Annotated in this window: 15 protein-coding genes; 4 read left to right on the forward strand and 11 right to left on the reverse strand. The window is 61.1% G+C overall.

Going from position 1 to position 17,250, the window contains the following annotated elements:
* Nucleotides 1–104: 104 nt before the first annotated feature.
* The gene (fliD, locus tag ACU8YE_RS05140; RefSeq protein WP_446928235.1) at nucleotides 105–2,141 is read left to right on the forward strand and encodes a flagellar filament capping protein FliD; all 2,037 of its coding nucleotides are present in this window, start codon (nucleotides 105–107) and stop codon (nucleotides 2,139–2,141) included.
* Between the two features lie 37 nt (nucleotides 2,142–2,178).
* On the opposite strand, the gene ACU8YE_RS05145 is transcribed toward fliD, so the two are convergent.
* The 11 genes from ACU8YE_RS05145 to ACU8YE_RS05195 all read right to left on the reverse strand — a co-directional run bounded on the left by ACU8YE_RS05145 (nucleotide 2,179) and on the right by ACU8YE_RS05195 (nucleotide 14,295).
* Entirely contained in the window at nucleotides 2,179–2,454 is a 276-nt protein-coding gene (locus tag ACU8YE_RS05145; RefSeq protein ID WP_446928236.1) for a hypothetical protein, read from the reverse strand.
* 95 nt (nucleotides 2,455–2,549) lie between these two features.
* Nucleotides 2,550–3,374, reverse strand: coding sequence for a hypothetical protein (locus ACU8YE_RS05150; protein WP_446928237.1), 825 nt, complete (start codon nucleotides 3,372–3,374; stop codon nucleotides 2,550–2,552).
* Nucleotides 3,375–3,674: 300 nt separating this feature from the next.
* Nucleotides 3,675–3,992, reverse strand: coding sequence for a hypothetical protein (locus ACU8YE_RS05155; RefSeq protein WP_446928238.1), 318 nt, complete (start codon nucleotides 3,990–3,992; stop codon nucleotides 3,675–3,677).
* A 232-nt stretch (nucleotides 3,993–4,224) separates the two neighbouring features.
* Complete coding sequence (locus tag ACU8YE_RS05160) at nucleotides 4,225–4,926, reverse strand: DUF3304 domain-containing protein (RefSeq protein WP_446928239.1); 702 nt, start codon at nucleotides 4,924–4,926, stop codon at nucleotides 4,225–4,227.
* An 84-nt stretch (nucleotides 4,927–5,010) separates the two neighbouring features.
* Nucleotides 5,011–5,286 carry a hypothetical protein gene (locus ACU8YE_RS05165; RefSeq protein WP_446928240.1) on the reverse strand — a complete coding sequence of 92 codons (276 nt, stop codon included), beginning with the start codon at nucleotides 5,284–5,286 and terminating at the stop codon, nucleotides 5,011–5,013.
* Nucleotides 5,287–5,336: 50 nt separating this feature from the next.
* Nucleotides 5,337–6,638 carry a hypothetical protein gene (locus tag ACU8YE_RS05170; RefSeq protein ID WP_446928241.1) on the reverse strand — a complete coding sequence of 434 codons (1,302 nt, stop codon included), beginning with the start codon at nucleotides 6,636–6,638 and terminating at the stop codon, nucleotides 5,337–5,339.
* A 43-nt stretch (nucleotides 6,639–6,681) separates the two neighbouring features.
* Complete coding sequence (locus ACU8YE_RS05175) at nucleotides 6,682–8,751, reverse strand: phospholipase effector Tle1 domain-containing protein (RefSeq protein ID WP_446928242.1); 2,070 nt, start codon at nucleotides 8,749–8,751, stop codon at nucleotides 6,682–6,684.
* Between the two features lie 101 nt (nucleotides 8,752–8,852).
* Nucleotides 8,853–9,533 (reverse strand): DUF3304 domain-containing protein, encoded by a 681-nt coding sequence (locus ACU8YE_RS05180; protein WP_316871061.1) that lies wholly within the window; start codon nucleotides 9,531–9,533, stop codon nucleotides 8,853–8,855.
* Between the two features lie 13 nt (nucleotides 9,534–9,546).
* Nucleotides 9,547–10,494 (reverse strand): DUF4123 domain-containing protein, encoded by a 948-nt coding sequence (locus ACU8YE_RS05185; RefSeq protein ID WP_446928243.1) that lies wholly within the window; start codon nucleotides 10,492–10,494, stop codon nucleotides 9,547–9,549.
* A gap of 8 nt (nucleotides 10,495–10,502) precedes the next feature.
* Nucleotides 10,503–13,379 carry a type VI secretion system Vgr family protein gene (locus ACU8YE_RS05190; protein WP_446928244.1) on the reverse strand — a complete coding sequence of 959 codons (2,877 nt, stop codon included), beginning with the start codon at nucleotides 13,377–13,379 and terminating at the stop codon, nucleotides 10,503–10,505.
* A 148-nt stretch (nucleotides 13,380–13,527) separates the two neighbouring features.
* Nucleotides 13,528–14,295: a hypothetical protein gene (locus ACU8YE_RS05195; protein ID WP_316871065.1), complete on the reverse strand. Its 768-nt coding sequence runs from the start codon at nucleotides 14,293–14,295 to the stop codon at nucleotides 13,528–13,530.
* 261 nt (nucleotides 14,296–14,556) lie between these two features.
* On the opposite strand from ACU8YE_RS05195, the gene ACU8YE_RS05200 reads away from it, so the two are divergent.
* Genes ACU8YE_RS05200 through ACU8YE_RS05210 form a run of 3 tightly spaced genes read left to right on the forward strand, consistent with a single transcriptional unit; the run spans nucleotide 14,557 to nucleotide 17,205 of the window.
* Nucleotides 14,557–15,414: a M15 family metallopeptidase gene (locus ACU8YE_RS05200; RefSeq protein WP_232039413.1), complete on the forward strand. Its 858-nt coding sequence runs from the start codon at nucleotides 14,557–14,559 to the stop codon at nucleotides 15,412–15,414.
* A gap of 25 nt (nucleotides 15,415–15,439) precedes the next feature.
* Nucleotides 15,440–15,709 (forward strand): PAAR domain-containing protein, encoded by a 270-nt coding sequence (locus tag ACU8YE_RS05205; RefSeq protein WP_024978961.1) that lies wholly within the window; start codon nucleotides 15,440–15,442, stop codon nucleotides 15,707–15,709.
* Between the two features lie 11 nt (nucleotides 15,710–15,720).
* A complete protein-coding gene (locus ACU8YE_RS05210; RefSeq protein ID WP_446928245.1) occupies nucleotides 15,721–17,205 on the forward strand; it encodes a hypothetical protein in 1,485 nt (494 codons plus the stop codon).
* The last annotated feature ends 45 nt before the right edge of the window (nucleotides 17,206–17,250 follow it).

A 17,250-nucleotide genomic window follows, 5' to 3' on the forward strand; every position in this document is an offset into this window, starting at 1 on the left:
ACCCGGACAAAAAGGCTGCCCGAGCAGGGTTTGCCCTAAAGAACGGGGCTGCGCTGCCGTCACATTGTGGAGATTGTGAAGAAAGCGTTTGCGCGCGTCCGACTATGGCCACCTCGTCCACGAGCAACAACTACATTCCGCCGATCTCCGTTCCGGGCATCGGTACGAACATCGACGTCAACAGCCTTGTCACGAAGCTGATCCAGGCGGAAAGCAAGGGCATGACGCTGCGGCAGACGCAGCAGAAGGCGTTTCAGACGCAGTTGTCGGCGGTCGGCTCGCTCAAAAGCGCGCTGGCGACCTTCCAGACGGCCATGGCCGCCCTGAACAATCCGGACACGTTCACCGGCAACAAGGCCAGCGGACACGACACCTCGATCCTCACAGCTTCGCTGTCCAACACGGCACCGGCGGGCACGTATCAAGTCAACGTGACGCAGCTTGCGCAGGCGCAGGTGCTGTCAGCCGCCGGGCAGGCGTCGAGCAAGACGCCCATCGGCAGCGGCACGCCCACTACGCTTACTTTTTCATTTGGCAGCGTCTCGGGCGGCAGCTTTGCCGACGGCAAATACACCGGCGCCACCTTCACGCAGAACGGCAACCAGGCCGGCGGCTCGATCACCATCGACCCGTCGAACAACACGCTCGCCGGCATCCGCGATGCCATCAACAGCGCCAACCTGGGCGTTTCGGCCAGCATCGTCAACGACGGCAGCAATTCGCCGTACCGGCTGGTGCTGACGTCCACAGCGGGCGGCGCCAATTCGGAGATGAAGATTGCCGTCTCGGGCGACCCGGCACTGCAATTCCTCCTGAGCCACGACCCGGCCGGCACGCAGAACATGACCGAGGTCGCGACGGGCCGCAACGCCATGGCTACCGTCAACGGCATCGCCGTGCAAAGCGCCACCAACACGCTGACGGACGTGGTGGACGGCACCTCGTTCACGCTCGCCAAGACGGGCAGCACCACCGTCACGGTCGGCAGCGACGCCGGCCAGGCCAGCCAGTCGGTGCTGAACTTCGTCAAGGCGTACAACGCGCTGCGCATCCAGCTCAACGCGTTGACCAAGTTCGACACCGCCAATGCCGCCAACAACGGCGCGCTGGCCGGCGACGTCAGCACCAAGGCGATGATCAACCAGCTGACCGACGTGCTGGGCCAGGGCATCGGTAACGGCGCGTTCCAGTCGCTGGGCAGTATCGGCGTGACGATGGACAAGGAAGGCACGCTGTCGATTGACGACGCGAAGCTCACGGCCGCGCTGAAGAAATCGCCTAGCCAAGTGGCGGCGCTGTTTGCCGGCACCGGCACGGCGACGGATTCATTGCTGAAGGTTTCGGCGTTTTCAACGACCACGCAGGCCGGCAGCTACGCCGTCAATGTCACCCAGCTGGCTACGCAAGGCTCGCTCAAGGGCTCGGCAGCTGCCAACACGACCATCCAGAGCGGCGTGAACGACAGCCTGTCCGTCACGCTCAGCGGCATCACGACCAACATCAAGGTCCCGGCAGGCAACTACACCGCGTCGAGCCTGGCCACGCAGATCCAGAGCCAGATCAACGCCTCGCCCGACCTGCAGAAAGCCAAGGTGGAAGTCGCCATCGGCACCGATGCCAACGGCGTGCTGACGTTCACCGACAAGCAATACGGCTCGGTATCGACGGTGTCGGTGTCGGGCAATGGCGCGGCATCGCTGCTCGGTGGCAGCCCCACGGCCACGGCCGGGCGCGATGTGCAGGGCACCATCAACGGCGCGGCCGCCACGGGTTCGGGCCAGAACCTCTACGGCGCCAGCGGATCGGCCGTCGATGGCCTGACGGTGCAAGTGACCGGCGGCGCGTTGGGCGACCGCGGCACCGTCACCGTGCAGCGCGGCTATGCGGCGCAACTCCACACCGTGTCGGGCAACTTGTTGTCGAACAACGGCATGGTGCAGAACGCCAGCGACGCCATCAACAGCTCCATCACATCGCTCGGCAAGCAGATCGATCTGATGCAGAAGCAGCTCGATGCCAAGCAGGCGCTGTATTACGCGCAGTTCAATGCGCTGTCGAAGGTGGTAGCGAGTATGACGAATACGAGCAATTACCTGGCGACGCAGTTGGCGATGTTGCAGAAGCAGCGGACGGGGGGCTGATCGCGCCTTGGCGCATCCGCTGCGGCCATTTGCCTGGTTACTGCTGCGGCTTTCCCCACAACGGGTTCTTGTTATCCGAACCCAGCACCTGGGCGAGCACTTCTGCATCGCCATCGCGAGCCACCGGGGCACTCTTGCGCGCGCGGGTGACCTTGCCCCGCTTGCCGTGCTTCTTTGCGTGCACGGCCTTCTTGATTCCGCTTTGCGGGGCATTGCCTGAGGTCGGCACGGTGGAGGTGTGCTGGGCACAGATGCCTGTGCTCATCCAGGCGGTGGTGAGGAGGGCTACGGCGAGTTTGTATTGCACGTTCATGTGAGAAAGCTGACTGATTTAGTAATTGGAAATGCGAACGCATGAGCATGTCGTATCAGCGAGTCCATGGCCTGCAAGCCATCCCCGGCGAACCATCATTTCGCGCTGGTATTGGGTGGCGGCGAAACAGGCTGATCACCGGATGTCTCGTCCGGATTGCGATAGCTGGTGTCAATGCTATAGCCCTGAACCTTCAGCTTTTGCTCTGCGCCGGCCCGCTCTGCACGCATCTGTCGTTGCAAGCCGGGAAAGAGGTCACGCCAATGTGGGCGGTCCTGCTCGTTGAACGCGTTGCGCCAATAATTGGCGTAGCCCTCCAGCTTGATCTTGACGAAGTACGCGCCCGGTTCATCCACTTTCATGCGCTTCGAGTCCCTCGACATCTGAACGTCCATGTAGACCCCGTTGAGGTAAAAGCGCCACGAGGTCATGTCGGGGAGTTTCATCCAGTCTTCGAGGCCAGGCAAATAGCCTGGATCCAGTGAATCGACCCCTTGGTCTTTTACGAGTCGATAGCGGAAGGCTTCGACACCGGACAACCGAGGATTCTCTGGGTATATCCACCGCTTCCAGCCCGCCTGCTGAATTCGCTTGAGCATTTCGTAGAACTGCAGACGTGCTTGGTCGTGCGCAACGTTGTTTCGCGGGGGAATGCCAAGGCTAATGCTGTAGTCATAGATACCCTCGTCGGCGTGGGCCTTGTCGAACGAACCCGAGACACCCAACGCAGTGTCGAGGCGCACCTCGCTCTTTTGATTCTTGATAACGACCGTACCTTGCGAGCTGTCAAGCCAATCCACCGCATAGAACGTCACGCCATAGGCCTGCTCATTCTTGTTGTCAACATCCACGGCCTTGCCATAACGCCCAATGAGCGCCTGCGGCGACTCGCCTATCTCGATCTCAATACTTTGCGGCATCACTGTTTTGCTGGATGACTTAGTGGTGGAAGAAGGCTGGCACCCCATGACCAGGAGCGCGGCCAGCGTTGCGAGAAGACACGAAACCGTGCGGCGTATTTGAAACATCATCGTGCAGGGGCTGTTTGATTGGATCCGCGAGAAGCAGATTGTGACGATGGTAGTGCAGGCCTCAGCAGCAATGCCGTACTCAGATAGCCGTCGGTGGTTTGTTCGCTGCGGGGGATCCTAACGGCCCGTCTGCAAAGGCGGGAAACACCGTGGAAAATACGTACGCCGACAACGCATGCCGAAGCATCTTCAATCCGGATCCAACCGTGTTACGCATGACTTGGGAATGTTGTTCTCGAAGAATGTACTGATCAGCCGTTTTCGTTGCGCCTCCACTCGAAGGTTGAGGAACGCGTCGCCACAACGGGAATGGCGCTCAACAAAATCGGTCCGCTTTCGTGAAAAGGTGAAAACACGGTAGATCTTGTACACGCCCTGCCCTTCGTCGATCGACCAGAAAGCGAAGCCTTGTCGCCCGCTGAAATCGTAGTCGCCTGCCGCTAGGTGGATAGGCTTTTCAGTTTGGGTAGCGATTGCCCCGCTGTGAATGCCGGTCGCACTGCGCAACTCGTAATAGACGTGGCTGCCTCATATTTCGATTGTGGCGTTGGTGACTTGATCGAGCGAAATCGCAATGGAGTCGGCCGCTGATGCGATGTGCTGGGCCGCAAAGAAAAGCGCAAACGCTGTTGCTATGCGGCGCATGCAACTTGTCGTGTGGAGAGGTAAAGAAGACCGTTCAGCAAGAGATATTGGTTGTCCGATGCCGACGGCGGCCGTGTGTACTGAGGTATGTGAATCACCCTTGAATATGGTGGTAGCCAGGTGGTGTCGTCGCGTCTCGCTTGACACCGGGCGCGATCTCGTCGGGCAAAAGTGGTATCGGTTCCGCCGGCGCCTGAGGGGGTGGCGGTGCATCCTTCAACGCGCGCATCTCCTCTTGAAGCCGGGCCCGTCCCGCCGCTTGCGCTCGGGCGCGCTCTTCTTTCAGCTGAGCCGCACGTCGGCTTGGCTCGAAATGAAAGTCGGCCGGCTTAACCGGATAGGCCGGGCCCGGATAATCAGGATGACCAGCGCCCTTACTGGAAACGATGAGTCGAACCTTGTTTTCAGGCAGGAAATGCACGTGTAGCGTGCCGGTTTCTACGTACTTTTCGATTGGAACAACAGCTTCGTGCCAATGCGGCTTCACCGCGTCGCCTGTCGCATTCGGGTCAGAACTGGACGTTGTCCACTTCACCGTGGCAGTGAGGCCCGGGCGCCATGTTTCGGGGTATGCGACGCAACAGACAAATTTGCCTCCGCCGCCGTACGCGAACGAGTTGCCCGCCCAAGTTCCATCCACGTAGAACTGGTGGATATAGTCGGGAGTGTGGTTGTACGAAGTGATGCTAGCCGCTACCTCGTCATCCGTTGGTGCAGGCTTAGTGGTGCACGCCGTCAGTACACAAAACGCAGTTGAAGCGATGGCCGCTGCGCGTAGGCATCTCCAGGTTTTCATAGCGTTTCTTTGCGGACCGGTGAGATCAGGATCAAGGTTCTTTCCCCGGCGGCACCGCGCCGCTCATCCGACTACAAACCGCCATTACTGCTGCGGCTTCCCCCACAACGGATTCTTGCTATCCGAGCCGAGCACTTGGGCGAGCACTTCTGCATCGCCATCACGCGCGACAGCAGTGTTCTTGCGCGCACGGGCGCTCTTGGCACGCTTGCCGTGCTTCTTTGCGTGCACGGCCTTCTTGATTCCACTTTGCGGGGCATTGCCCGCTGCCGGCGCGGTGGAGGTGTGCTGGGCGCAGATGCCTGCGCTCATCCAGGCGGTGGTCAAGAGGGCTACGGCAAGTTTGTATTGCAGGTTCATTGGAGAGAGTCAGGTTGTTTTAGGGTTGAATTCACAACGACGTCGCCGGGTCATCCGGAAAACGCGTCAAAGTTTTTCTGGTTGGTGTTGTCACAAATCCGGTCTGCCCGTACCCCTACGGGGACGCCCGTGGAGACCGTTCTCTGGTCTCCGCCGAGAAGGTTCTGTGTCAGAAACTGCTCCGCGGCAACGACGCCACCATCCAAAAAATACAATCGAACGTTACGGACAGATGCTTGCATAGCCCGTGACGTCGTCCCTTGAAAGGCGGGAACGCTTACGCTTGCCTCGTGCCAACGGGCCGGATCGTCCAGCGTCTGCCAGCGCACTGCAAGCGGCGCTTGGATGTCCAGCAGCGCACTGCCGACAAAACTCGAACGTCGATCGCACGGCGCTTCAAAAACGCGCTCATTGTCAGTTCCAATCACCAGAGTCTGACCATCGATCTCAAGTCTCTCCAAACCTCGCGGGTATTGATCGGACAGATAGAAGGACACGACATTGCCCAATCGGCCCTGTAGTTCGTCCAATTTCGATGCGTCCAATCTACCTAGCGCTGGCGCGACATCCACATGATCGTAGTAATGAAAGTACTGATACACCAGCAAATCGCTCGCGCGAAGGTCCGACGGAAGTCTGCCGAGATCTGGGTACGGGCGTAGCAGCAGTGGGCGCGGGCGTACCGCTACGGGTTGTCCTGCCTCGTCCGTATCGGCGTAGGCGTATGAATGCTCGCTCTCACGCAGGCGGCTTCCCGTATATGGAAAGCGCCCCTGATTGACGTCGTCTTCCTGAGGATGACGAATGAAGCCGGCAAACCTTGCCTCTGGCCCCGACAGCAACGGCATATGCGGCCATGAACCTGCGCCTGTCTGAGCGCTGCCTACTGCAAGCCACAACGGTCTTCCGCTGAAGTTGACATGCAGTTCGCGGATGTCTGGGTGCGCTTCACTGAACCACCTTCGCGCTGTGTCCTGCATTCCTGCCCCAATTGGAAGAACGCTCAACGCTGCAAGAGTCGGCAAGAACATGGCTGCATGCAACTTCGCCGGCAACGGCGTGGATGCACTGCGTCTATATGCAAGCCACGTCAATAGCAATGCCAAACACAACGGCAGACCAATTACCAGCGCAAGCAGGATCAGCAGCACCACGCTATATTCGAGATTAGGCGTAAGAAGCGCGATCAAGCTAAGCGTGATTAGCAGGATTGCGAGTGCTGTGCTGAGGGTGATGCCAAGCCAATAGCGCTTCAATATGGAACGCGGCTTCCCATCCGTTGAAGGCTTGGCCGTCTCCTGAGCTGGCGCGTGGTGCTCGTGCGTCAAATTGCTACTCGTCGTGTGCAGCATTTAGCCAATCGAATGGACTGGAGAAAGCTGAATATCGGCGATATCAACTGTGGTCGAACACTCGCCGGTATCGTCCATGCCCATGGGGTTCGCGTCGGGATTGTGTCCCTAGCACCCGCATTGCCACACTGGTGGCTATGCCAGCGTTCTCGCGCAGGTCTGCAGCATCGGAATCGCGCATTACCGGAACAATACCTGGCGACTCCGCGTCTTTAGCGAGCACCCTTCGCTCAAACCCGTTGAGCTCATACGATAGTGCGATCCGGCGGAGGTTGTCGGCACGGCCAGGGTTGAGCGATGCATCGGCTTCACGCAGCAGCCGATCATGCTCCGCCTTCTTGGCTTTAATGTCCGCGATGAACGCCGTACGCTGAGCGGCGGTGATAGGGCCGAGCAACCAGAAACCACCGTGGGAATCGTGTACGTACTTGTCAAAAAATTCACTCACTGAGGCAGGTACCGCTTCAGCAGCATTGACCTCGATAAGGATTTGCTTCTGAAGCTCCGTGGGAGACGGCGGGAGTTCGACGACATCGGCAGCGCCATATCGCCCCCTCGAGACATATCGGGGTTGACTTGCTGCAGCCTTGGCTCGCTCAACATCCTTGCGCCAATCCAATTCCGATTCCCATAGGTCGACTTGGTCCTGCTCGTCGGAATGCGTGTAAGAAAACAGCGCCTTGAACGTTGCGTCATTGGACACATGTGCACGCCAACGCCAATACAACTGCGTATGGCGTTGCATACGATTCTCGCAAAGAGGCCCCTTGCCATCGGTCACGCTTTGCTTTTCTGCAAGCTTTGTCCAATCGGAATATGCAGTAAATGCTGCGTCCAGATCAGGAGACACAACAAAATCGCTGAGAAGTCCTTCTTGCATCTCCTCGTTGGGCAAGAGCTTCACGCCCGCGTTGCAGGCTTCGAAGTACATATCGTTCAGCGCGATCTGGGACAACAGTTCATGCCGCCCCCCGACTGCCTTGCCCTGCGACCCTGGCCCATATCCACCTCCAATGTCCGAATGTGCGCCGGGATAAATGTATTCCTTGGTATTTTCCGGATAGTGCTTGGCACCAATCCGGGCGGTAGAAAGGGGAAACGACTGGCGAATCTCGTGCGCGGCAACGAAGTGCGTGACTCTCTCGAACTTACCAATGTCCATCGTGCCGTCGGCCCAATCCATGAACCCCTGGCCTACAGGCGAAGAGTCCGCCAAGCCAACGGACGCAACGGTGTCAAAAATGCCCAGAAAGCGCATGTTCAGTTCCGCATATCCCACCTTCATCTTCGTGGCTTTGCGGATCCACTCACAGCATGTACGCGCCTCTGCTGCTCCGCGCGAGAATCCAAATACGGAAAGGTGAACCTTGGTGATCCGGGGGCGCGCTTCCTTGATCTTGTCGAGCAACTGCTTCTGAAGATCAGCAAAAATGTTGATCATCTTGTCGTCGCTGAGTCGCCACCAAGTTGCTAGCCCGCTTTTACTGGTGACAAGCTGTTTCATCTGCTCCTTACTGAGCAAACCTAAGTCTTCATCAGATGTTGTTGAAGAAGCATTGCCGGCAATTGATGCACGGCACACCGCATTGAGAACTTGCAGCATGCCCCAGTGAATGCGAGCCTCTCCACCAGAGGCATAGGCTTTTCCCGAATCCGTCTCTGCCGGCTCACCAATATCATCGAACGCTGTTCCAACACCGGGAATGTAATAGCGAAAGGTGTCAGTTCGGTCATTACGATGTGCATTGAAAAGAACCACAACATTCGAGTGTGATCGCGCTGGCATATCACGATCCATGTTGTTGTTGGTGCCATCGAAGAACAGTCCGACGTGTATCTCTCTGGAGCAACTGAGGCTCTGCTTGCCCACAATATCGGCAGTCCCCGCGCGACCGCACAATTCACTCAAGGTTGGTTTGCGGTCCGCGCGCGAGTTTGACGGCGGCAGCTCTGGGTTGTAGCTCTTGCCGCCCGGCGGGTTGTCCCACCAATCGTCCTTCGGCGCATTGTCCAGTGGACGATAAGTCGACTGCCATGCGGCAGCTTTCCCAGGCCCGTTCACTCCCGCAGGGTCATGCCACAACAGAATTTGCTGCCCAGTACTCTTGAGCAAACACTCCGCTGTGTATGCGGACGGACTCTTGAAATATCGACAGCGCCGATCACGCGTACTCGCATCGAAGCTAATCTCGTACCAGCCAGGGCGGAACGCGCTCATTTCTCCCCCTTTGGAAGTACGGGTGGAGGAGGCAAATTGTCGCCTCCCGGTGTGCTCGGAGATGAGTCCGTCGGAGCGGCGGGCAGCCCCCCTTTGAGGGCACGCATCTCAGCCTCCAATCGCGCCCGCCCTGCCGCTTGCGCTCGGGCACGTTCTTCTTTCAGTTGAGCCGCACGTCGGCTTGGCTCGAAATGAAAATCGGCCGGTTTGACAGGGTAAGACGGCCCAGGATAGCTACCCTGCCCCGGCCCCTTATTCGAAATAATGAGCCGGATCTTTCCTCCAGGCAGGAAATGCACATTCAGGGTGTCAGCTTCTTCCACATACTTCTCGATCGGAACGATAGCCTCGTGCCAATGCTCCTTCGCAGCATCGCCCTCAGCGTTCGGATCAGAACTAGAGGTCGTCCATTTCACCTTGGCGGTTAAGCCTGGACGCCAAGTCTTGGGGTATATCAAGCAACAGACGAAACTTCCACCTCCCCCATAGGCAAACGAGTTCCCTCCCCAAGTCCCGTTTACGTAGAACTGATGGATATAGTCGGGAGTGTGGTTGTACGAAGTAATGCTGGCTGTCGCCTTGTCATCCATCGGGTCTGGTTTCGTAGCGCAAGCGGTCAACGCATACAACGAAGCCGCTGCCACTGCTGTCAACCCTAAGACTTTCCAAATCTTCATTGTCAACACCTTCCTAAACGTCGGACACCGCAGCGTCGACCTCTCCGGGCTCCAGAGCACTCCAGATCTCTGGCGTCCAAGCTTTCATGAGCTCTTTGAGGCTTGCTCCTTGAGCAACCTCATTCCACATCTCTGCCAATGCCGGCAAGCGATGAAAATCCTCGCCGCAATACACGCTCAGCACCGCAAATTGCAGGCGGTCCGGTGCCTGCGTCACCTGCAGCTCCGTTGCAAGTGCGAGTGATTGTGTCAGCGTCCGATACAAGTCCGATCGACGCCGATCCACGATCAACTCGGGCGTTGTTTCCAAAAACGCGCTGAAAATGGTGTCAGGTTCACTGGCGTCGAGTACGGCACCAAATTGGCGGGCGTCGAGTTCCAATGTACCGGCAAACGCTGATACCGCGGGCAGAACTTCAGCAGACTTGGTAGCGAGCTCCATCGGATGCCCTGCTCGGTCGCAGCAACCCCAAGCCACGATGCGGTCGGATAGTGTCGCATGCTGCTCTTCAGACAGCGCAGCCCACAGCGCTGGTAGCACACGCGTATCAGCAAAACGGCAATGCACGTCCATGTCACCGTCAATACGCACAAGGCCTAGATGCGCCAGCGCCTCACATAAGGCATCCGCCGAATGTTGCGAACGGAGCCAACTAAAAGCCGGCGATGCCGATGCCGAATGCGGCCGCAGCAGCTTCGCCAGCTTTGACCTGATCTCGCCCACGTCGCGTGGCAGTTCAATGAGGTGCGGGGCCTGTGCACCGAATGACGCCAGCCTTGATCTGGCAAAAACGTTGTGAATCGGCCAGCCCCAGTTGCCTGCCAGCGCGGAAATTCGATGAAACTCAACCAGTGCAGCGTCCACCAGTAGCCACGTGGTGCCGTTCGCATCCTGCTGGTGCTTGTCGCAAATTTGTGCAACAACCTCGTCAACCGCGATGGGGTCTGTCAGGAATTCCATACCGACAATTACTGCAGAGCGGAAAACGGACTACCGTTCATCGCGGCCTTCAACATGCATTCGACGCAAACGCTCTGTGGGAAGAGTGGCAGCGGATAGCTACTGCTTGTCGGCCCCTCAAACACCCGCTGCGCCGCCTTATACGTAATCGCCCCCGCACACTCCACGGTGATATTCCCACCTTCGAGCGTGATCGACGCCCCGCCGGCCGTGGCGATGCGAATGCGCTTGGCGGCCGCAAAGTCCACGTTCATATTGGCCGACACCAGTTTCAGGTCCTGCTTGGCCATCAGCTTGAGCACGTCATGCTGGGCTTGCACGTCGATGTTGTCTTGCCCTGCGGTGAGCTGCAGGCCGATGTTGTTGTCACCCGCCTTCGACAAACCTGCGGCCACGCCAATCGCCTGGCCGGCGTGCATGCGCGCCTGTTTGCCGATGGCGAGGTTGGTGTCTTGGCCGCTGCCCAGCGCGATGCTCTCGCCGTTGGCGAGCTGCAGGTCTTGCCCCGCCACCATGACGAGGCCCGCGCGACCCGCGAGGTGGGCGATAGCCTCGCCCTGATGCGGCACCTTGCCTTGTGTGGTGGTGTTGCCGGCGCTGGCGTCTTGCTTGGCGGCGTCGAGCGCCTTGCCGTCGACCATACCCGCGACTGCTTTGGCTTGCTTGGCCAGCGGCGCGTCGTCGTTCTTGGCGGTGTCGAGTGCGGCAGTCTGATGCGTAACCGCGCCTTGCCCGAGCGATGACGTCAATTCCTTGGCTTGCTTGATCAGCGCAATGCCGGCCGCGTTGTCGCCGGTGGGCACGGCTTTGCCGGTGCTGGCGTCGCGGTAGGTGGTCAGCAGCAGGCCGGCTTGGCCCCGCACGGCGGCGTGGCCATCGGTGCGCAGCTCAAAGCCTTGGCCACGGAAGCTGCCGCGCCGGTTGTCTTGCTGATGGACAAGATGGCCCAGGTTGAGCTGGCTGAATTGCTGCGTGGTGGCGAGCTGCGTGCGCAACTGGCCGTCGCTGTCGTCAAAGACGAGGTGGTTGTAGCCGCTGCCGCCGTGTTCCGCGCTCTTGAAGCCCGTGTGGGCGGCGGCGTTGCGGTGGCCTTCAGCCTCAGTGCCCATGCCGTGCCACGCGGGGCTGTGGCCGCCGGCCACGTTGCCTTGCGCGCTTGCGGCGCTGTCGCTGCCTTGCTTGTAGAGGGCTGTGCTGTCGCTTTGGTCGGATGCGCCCTGCCCGCCCGGCGTGGGCGCAATGCCAGCCTCCCCTTGGCCGTTGTACAGCGAGCCGATCACGACCGGCTGGTCGATGTCGTCTTCGCTGAACTTGACGAGCACTTCCTGCCCGATGCGCGGCAGCCATTGCCAGCCCATGCCGGAGCCGGCCTGCCGCTGCGCAACGCGCACCCAGCGCGTGCTGCGGTCATCCGCGCGCTCGCCTTGTTGCCAGGGAAACCGCACGCGGATTTCACCTGCGGGGGTAGCGTGGTGTTCGCCGTCTCCGCCTGCCTGCGTCTGGCCGTCCGGGCCGACCACGATGGCGCTGTGCACGCCTTGCGCGGTGGGCGCGGCGTAGAGGCGGCCGCAATCCGGTTCTGTCACGGCCGGGCGCCAGGGCCTGCGTGCGTCGCTTGCGCGGAACATTCCGGCATAGCCGTGCGTACGTGCTGCCTTGATCAACTCGCCAGTCGGCGTGCTGCGTTCGATGGGGCCTTCTGCTTCCTGGAAACCGAAGATGCCGGGGCCGGACTCCGGCGCGCTAGGCGGCGTATCGAATTCCAGCGCGGCATCGAGCCCGCCCAAACGCTGGCTGAGCGCGTTGTGCGTATCGACGGTCAGGTTGTTGATGCCGCAGTGTTCGACCAGATCCATCAATAGTGGATAGGCGCCTTCCACGTCTTGCGGCAGGTGCGGGCAATCCACCACCTGCAGCCGCGTGCCGCTGCGCAGCGTGCGCACCGTGCCACGCCCTGAAAACAGCAGCGCGCGGGCTTCCAGGCTTTCCATGACCTGTTCGGCAATGCGCTGGGCATTAGCGGAATCGGGTGCGAGCGATGGGCTGATCGACAGGTATGCATCCGGGCTGCCCGCGCTGGTAGCAAAGCGTGCGGGCGCGTGGGCTCGGGCGTTCTGCTTGCCTTCCGGGTCCCACGCAGCGACAGCCACGCCACTTACGGTGGTGCGGCTATGGCAAGCGAGTTGCTGAATCGCGTCGCGCTCTTCCAGGCTATGCGCGCGGTGAAAGCGGATACCGCCCGACGCAGCCGATTCCGCATCTTCCTGCAGTTGCGTGCTGTCGGCAAAAATCACCAGCGTGTGACCGCCATGCGCCTGGTCGTCTTCCACCGTGGTGAAGCCGAGCCCCGCTTCGGCCAGCAGGCGCGTAACGAAGTGGTAGTCGGTCTCGCGAAACTGGGCGATGTGCGTGCGTGTACCAAAGTCGGCCATGCGCGCTTCGGCACCGGCCGCATAGCGCCACGAGGCATACGGCTCGTACGGCGACAGCATCTGCTCAAAAATGTCCGCGAGCGGCCGGTTCTGGAACACCTGGCTGTGGCGCTGCTGCGTGGTCAACCAGAACCAGGGCACCACGGTCAGGCGATAGCGTGTGAGGCTCCCATCCGCGCCGAGCTTCTCGGCAAGCCGGATAAGGCCAGTGCGCTTGGTCTGCGTTCCGTCGGCCAGCGTCGTGACCAGCGTGACGCGCTCGCCCAGCAACGGCTTGAGCGCGATGCGCGCATTGGCGCTGACGGCCACCACGCGCCATTCAAACAGCTCGGACAGCGCCTCCCGACCGAGCCAGGCTTCGACCGCAAGGTCTGCAAGCGCCCCGTCCCCCTCCAGCGTGTACAGGCGGCGTGTGGGTGCGAAGAGGTTCTGAAGAAGGGTCGTGGCGTCCATTCGCTGTCCGGTGCTGCAACGCGTGGCGTATCACGGGGCGATTTCGTGAAACCAGCGCGGGCAATTACGAGGCAGCGCAATGTCGAGCATCGCACCCGCCTCCGCTCAATTACCCGGTTGTAAAAAAACCAACCGGGCAGTCGGGCGGCTATTGCCCTTTGTAAGTGGGTGAATTGGCGGGCTTATTGGCAGCATTCTGCGGCGCAAGCAAAGCGGCCAGCAGATCAGCGTCAGGATCATCAGGCGCCAATGTACCCTTTCGGTTCTTGGCGGCTTTGGCAGTTGAGTGCGCCTTCGGCTTTGTTGGCTGCTGCAGCGCCTTAAATGGCGTATTGGTCGATTTGGCCACCAGCTTGGCGGTTGCCGTTTTGCCTTCGTCGGTATCCGCCGTGGGGCTGGCAGACTTTACCGCCACGGAATGCGCCGCCGGCGCCTCATCATGCGCCTCCTTGGCGGGCGCGCTGGCAACCGACGCGTTATCGCTCTTCTCGCTCTTTTCGCTTGCGTGCTCCTCGCCCGGCGGAACGTTGACGATGGTGGCGGCTTGCACTTCCGCCACGGGCTCGCTTGCGGAAGCGACAGGCGCCGCAGCGGCCGCGTGAGCGGCTTCCGGCGCCGCTGCCTGCGTGGCTGCCGGCGATTGGGCGGCCGCCGGCGCGGGTTGTTCTGCCACCTGGGCGGGCGCGGATTCGCCGCTCGGATTCAGCATGATCCATGCGCCAATACCGGCGGCGAGCACCACAACCGCCGCTGCAACGCCATAGCGCTGCCCCGACTTTTTCGGTCCCTTGCCGCTGGCCGCGACGCGGCCTTCAAGGCTCGCCAGAATGCGCGTATGCCCGGCCTCATCGGTCTCGGATTCAGAATTGAAGAGCGTTGGAGGCCCTTCTTGTTTCAAATCGCCGTTATTACTCATCACGGGTCCAGAATTGAAATAGAATGCGCGGCGAACGTATGGATTACAAACAACCGCCGATTCCGGTGGTGGCTGCTGATTCTAAGTCTGGCCTTGCTGAAAGACAAATGATTGACGTAGGTTGCGGTATTTTCTTTATCGTTTCTTAATATTTCTGCGCAGCGAGCACCCGATTATTACCGTTTATTAATAATTTAGACTTCTAAATACAGATATAAATCTGGATGAATTGACGTAGGCGCCCACGCTCCGCAGGTCGGTATGGTTTTTCTCGCTCTTGTTCTCTACTTCGTTGCCATGGTGGTGGTGGCTGCCGTGCTGCTGCTGCCGTCGGTACGGCAGCGCTGCGCGGCGTTGCTGCGTGCCCAGTGGCGGCGCTTGAGCACGGGGGCGGCGGTGGTGGGCGCGCGCTCGGCAGGGTCGTTGCGCGAATCGGTGGACAACGCAACGTCAGGGGTATCGGCGTTCAAGCAGTTCGTGGTGCGGCGGCGGATGTTGCTGCTCGGTGCGCTCGGGGTGCTGTCGGTGCCGCCCATGCTGGCGCTGGCGCTGCGCGAGCAGCAGTCGTTCGAGTTCGATGACGATCAGGTGCGCGAACCGGATCCGCACATCTCGGCGCTGCTCAATGGCGAACGGCTGGTCCCGCCGCCGCCCTTGCCGCCCGAGGTGTTCACCACGCGTGAAGTCGAGCAGATCCGTCCGGCCATCCGCGATGCGAGCCGCGACTGGAACCTGCTCGACGCAGACTTCCGCCAGCGTTTGCTGCTTGTCTACAAGATCATGCGCGACGAACACGGATACGAGATGGCGCTGCTCGAAGGCTACCGAAGCCCCGAGCGGCAAGTGAAGCTGGCGGCGATGGGCAGCAATGTCACGCAGGCCACGGCGTTCCAGAGCTATCACCAGTACGGCCTGGCGGCGGACAGCGCGTTCTTCCGCGACGGCAAGCTGGTCATCAGCGAAAAGGACCCGTGGGCAATGCGCGGCTACGAGCTGTACGGCCAGACGGCGGAATCGGTCGGCCTGGTATGGGGCGGCCGCTGGAAGATGATGGATCTGGGCCACGTCGAGCTGCGCCGCAAGGGCGTGCTCGGCAAGCAGCCCGCACCAAGGCAATGACGATAGGACACATGGGGAGCATGCAATGACACGGCCCTTCATCCTGCTGGGTGACAAGACCGACCACGGCGGCGTGGTGATCACCGCATCGGGCAACACAAGCACCGGCGGCAAGGGCATCGCCTGCGTGGGCGACAAGGTGACCTGCCCGCGGAACGGCCACGGCGGCACGACCGTCATCGTGACGGGCGACCCGAACGTCATCATCGACGGCAAGCAGGCGGCGCGCCATGGCGACAAAACCGCCTGCGGCGCCACGCTCCTGTCCAGCCAGGGCAACACCGGCAGCATCTGAACGCGCACGACATGGTTGCAAGACTCTTCCGGTCCGGGCTGACGCTGCTCGCTGTCTTCGTGGTGGTGTGGATTGCCGTCATTGTGTGGTGGCAGTCCGTCAACCGCATGCCGACTACCGGCGACATCCTCACCTACCTGCTGTTGCTGCCGGTGGGCATGATCGTCGGCTATTGGGTCATCAAGCGCGCGCTGGATGGCATCCGCTCCAATGTGGTCGCGGGCCGCGAGCTGGCTGCCGCCACGCCGGCCGCCGCAGGCACCGACGCCAAAGCCGCAGACCCGCAAGACGCCACGCGCCAATGGCGCGCCGTGCTGCTGGCCAGCGCTCTGCGCGCGCCTGCAGGCAGTGATGCGGCATCGGTGGTGGACGCAGTGCAAGCCAACACGCAACCGGGCCTGACCGATGTCCAGGGCTTCGGCCAGCCGATCTTTGCAGCGCAAGTGGAAGGCATCGACATCGAAGACCTGCGCGCCGAGCTGGCCGAGCATCATCCTGACATCGACTGGCTGGACGAACGCCTGCGCGCCCTCTCGCTCGCTGGCCAGGTGGCCGAAGAGCTGGCCGCACATGCCGTTGCGCAGGTTCCGGAATCGACCGCCCCGGAAAGCACGCGACTGATCATCACCGCCCTGCTGCCGCGCGAGTGGACACCGCAGCATCAAGCCGCCGCCGATGGGTGGCTGCGCCAACGCATCGCGTTGATCTGGCCCGCAGACCGACTGACGCTGGAGCCCATCACCGCCAAGGGCGATGCCGATGCGCTGCTGCTGCTCGATCGCGCGACGCAAGGCGTTAATCGCGCCAGCGACGAGCGCGTGCTGCGCATGGTGGTGGTGGCGGATTCGCTGGTCGGCCCAAGCGCTGTTGAGCAACTGATGCAGCACGAGCAATTGTTCGAAGCCAATCGCCAACACGGCCGCGTGCCGGGCGAAGCCGCTGCGGGCGTGCTGCTGTGTGGGCCGGCCATGGCGCAAAGCCTGCTCCCGCCGGCGCTGGAAGGCGAAGCCGCTGCAGCGGAGCCGTTCACGATCACGCGCGCCGGCGTGGCGCGGCTTGAATCGCCGACGCCGGATCGCGGCCAGCCGCAACTGCAGGCGCTGGGCGATGCCGTGGGCCACGTGCTCGATACCTTGGCCGCCACACCGGTCAAGGCCAAGCAGGACGCAGCGCCCGCCGAGAAGGCTGATACCGCCGAAGGCGAGTCGACTTCCGAACCCATCACCGTTGCCGGCGTTGTCTCAGACACTGGCATGCACCCCGTGCGCACCGTCGAGGTGGCACGCGTGTTTTCCGAACGTTTTCCAGCGCTCGACCTGGCGGCAGATCTGCTGCCGATTGGCACACCCTGCGGCTATGTGGGCGCCGCGGGCCCGCTGCTCTCCGTGGTGGTGGCGCACCAGTTGAGCCAGCAGACCGGCAAGCCGGTGCTGGCCATTACCGCCAACGACATCCAGCAGCGCGGCGCCATCGCGGTGGTGCCCAGCCTGACGTGACCTCGTTCCTGATTTCGATTCCGATTCTGTCTGTTCCCGAGCCGA

The organism is Ralstonia sp. VS2407 (assembly GCF_052950655.1).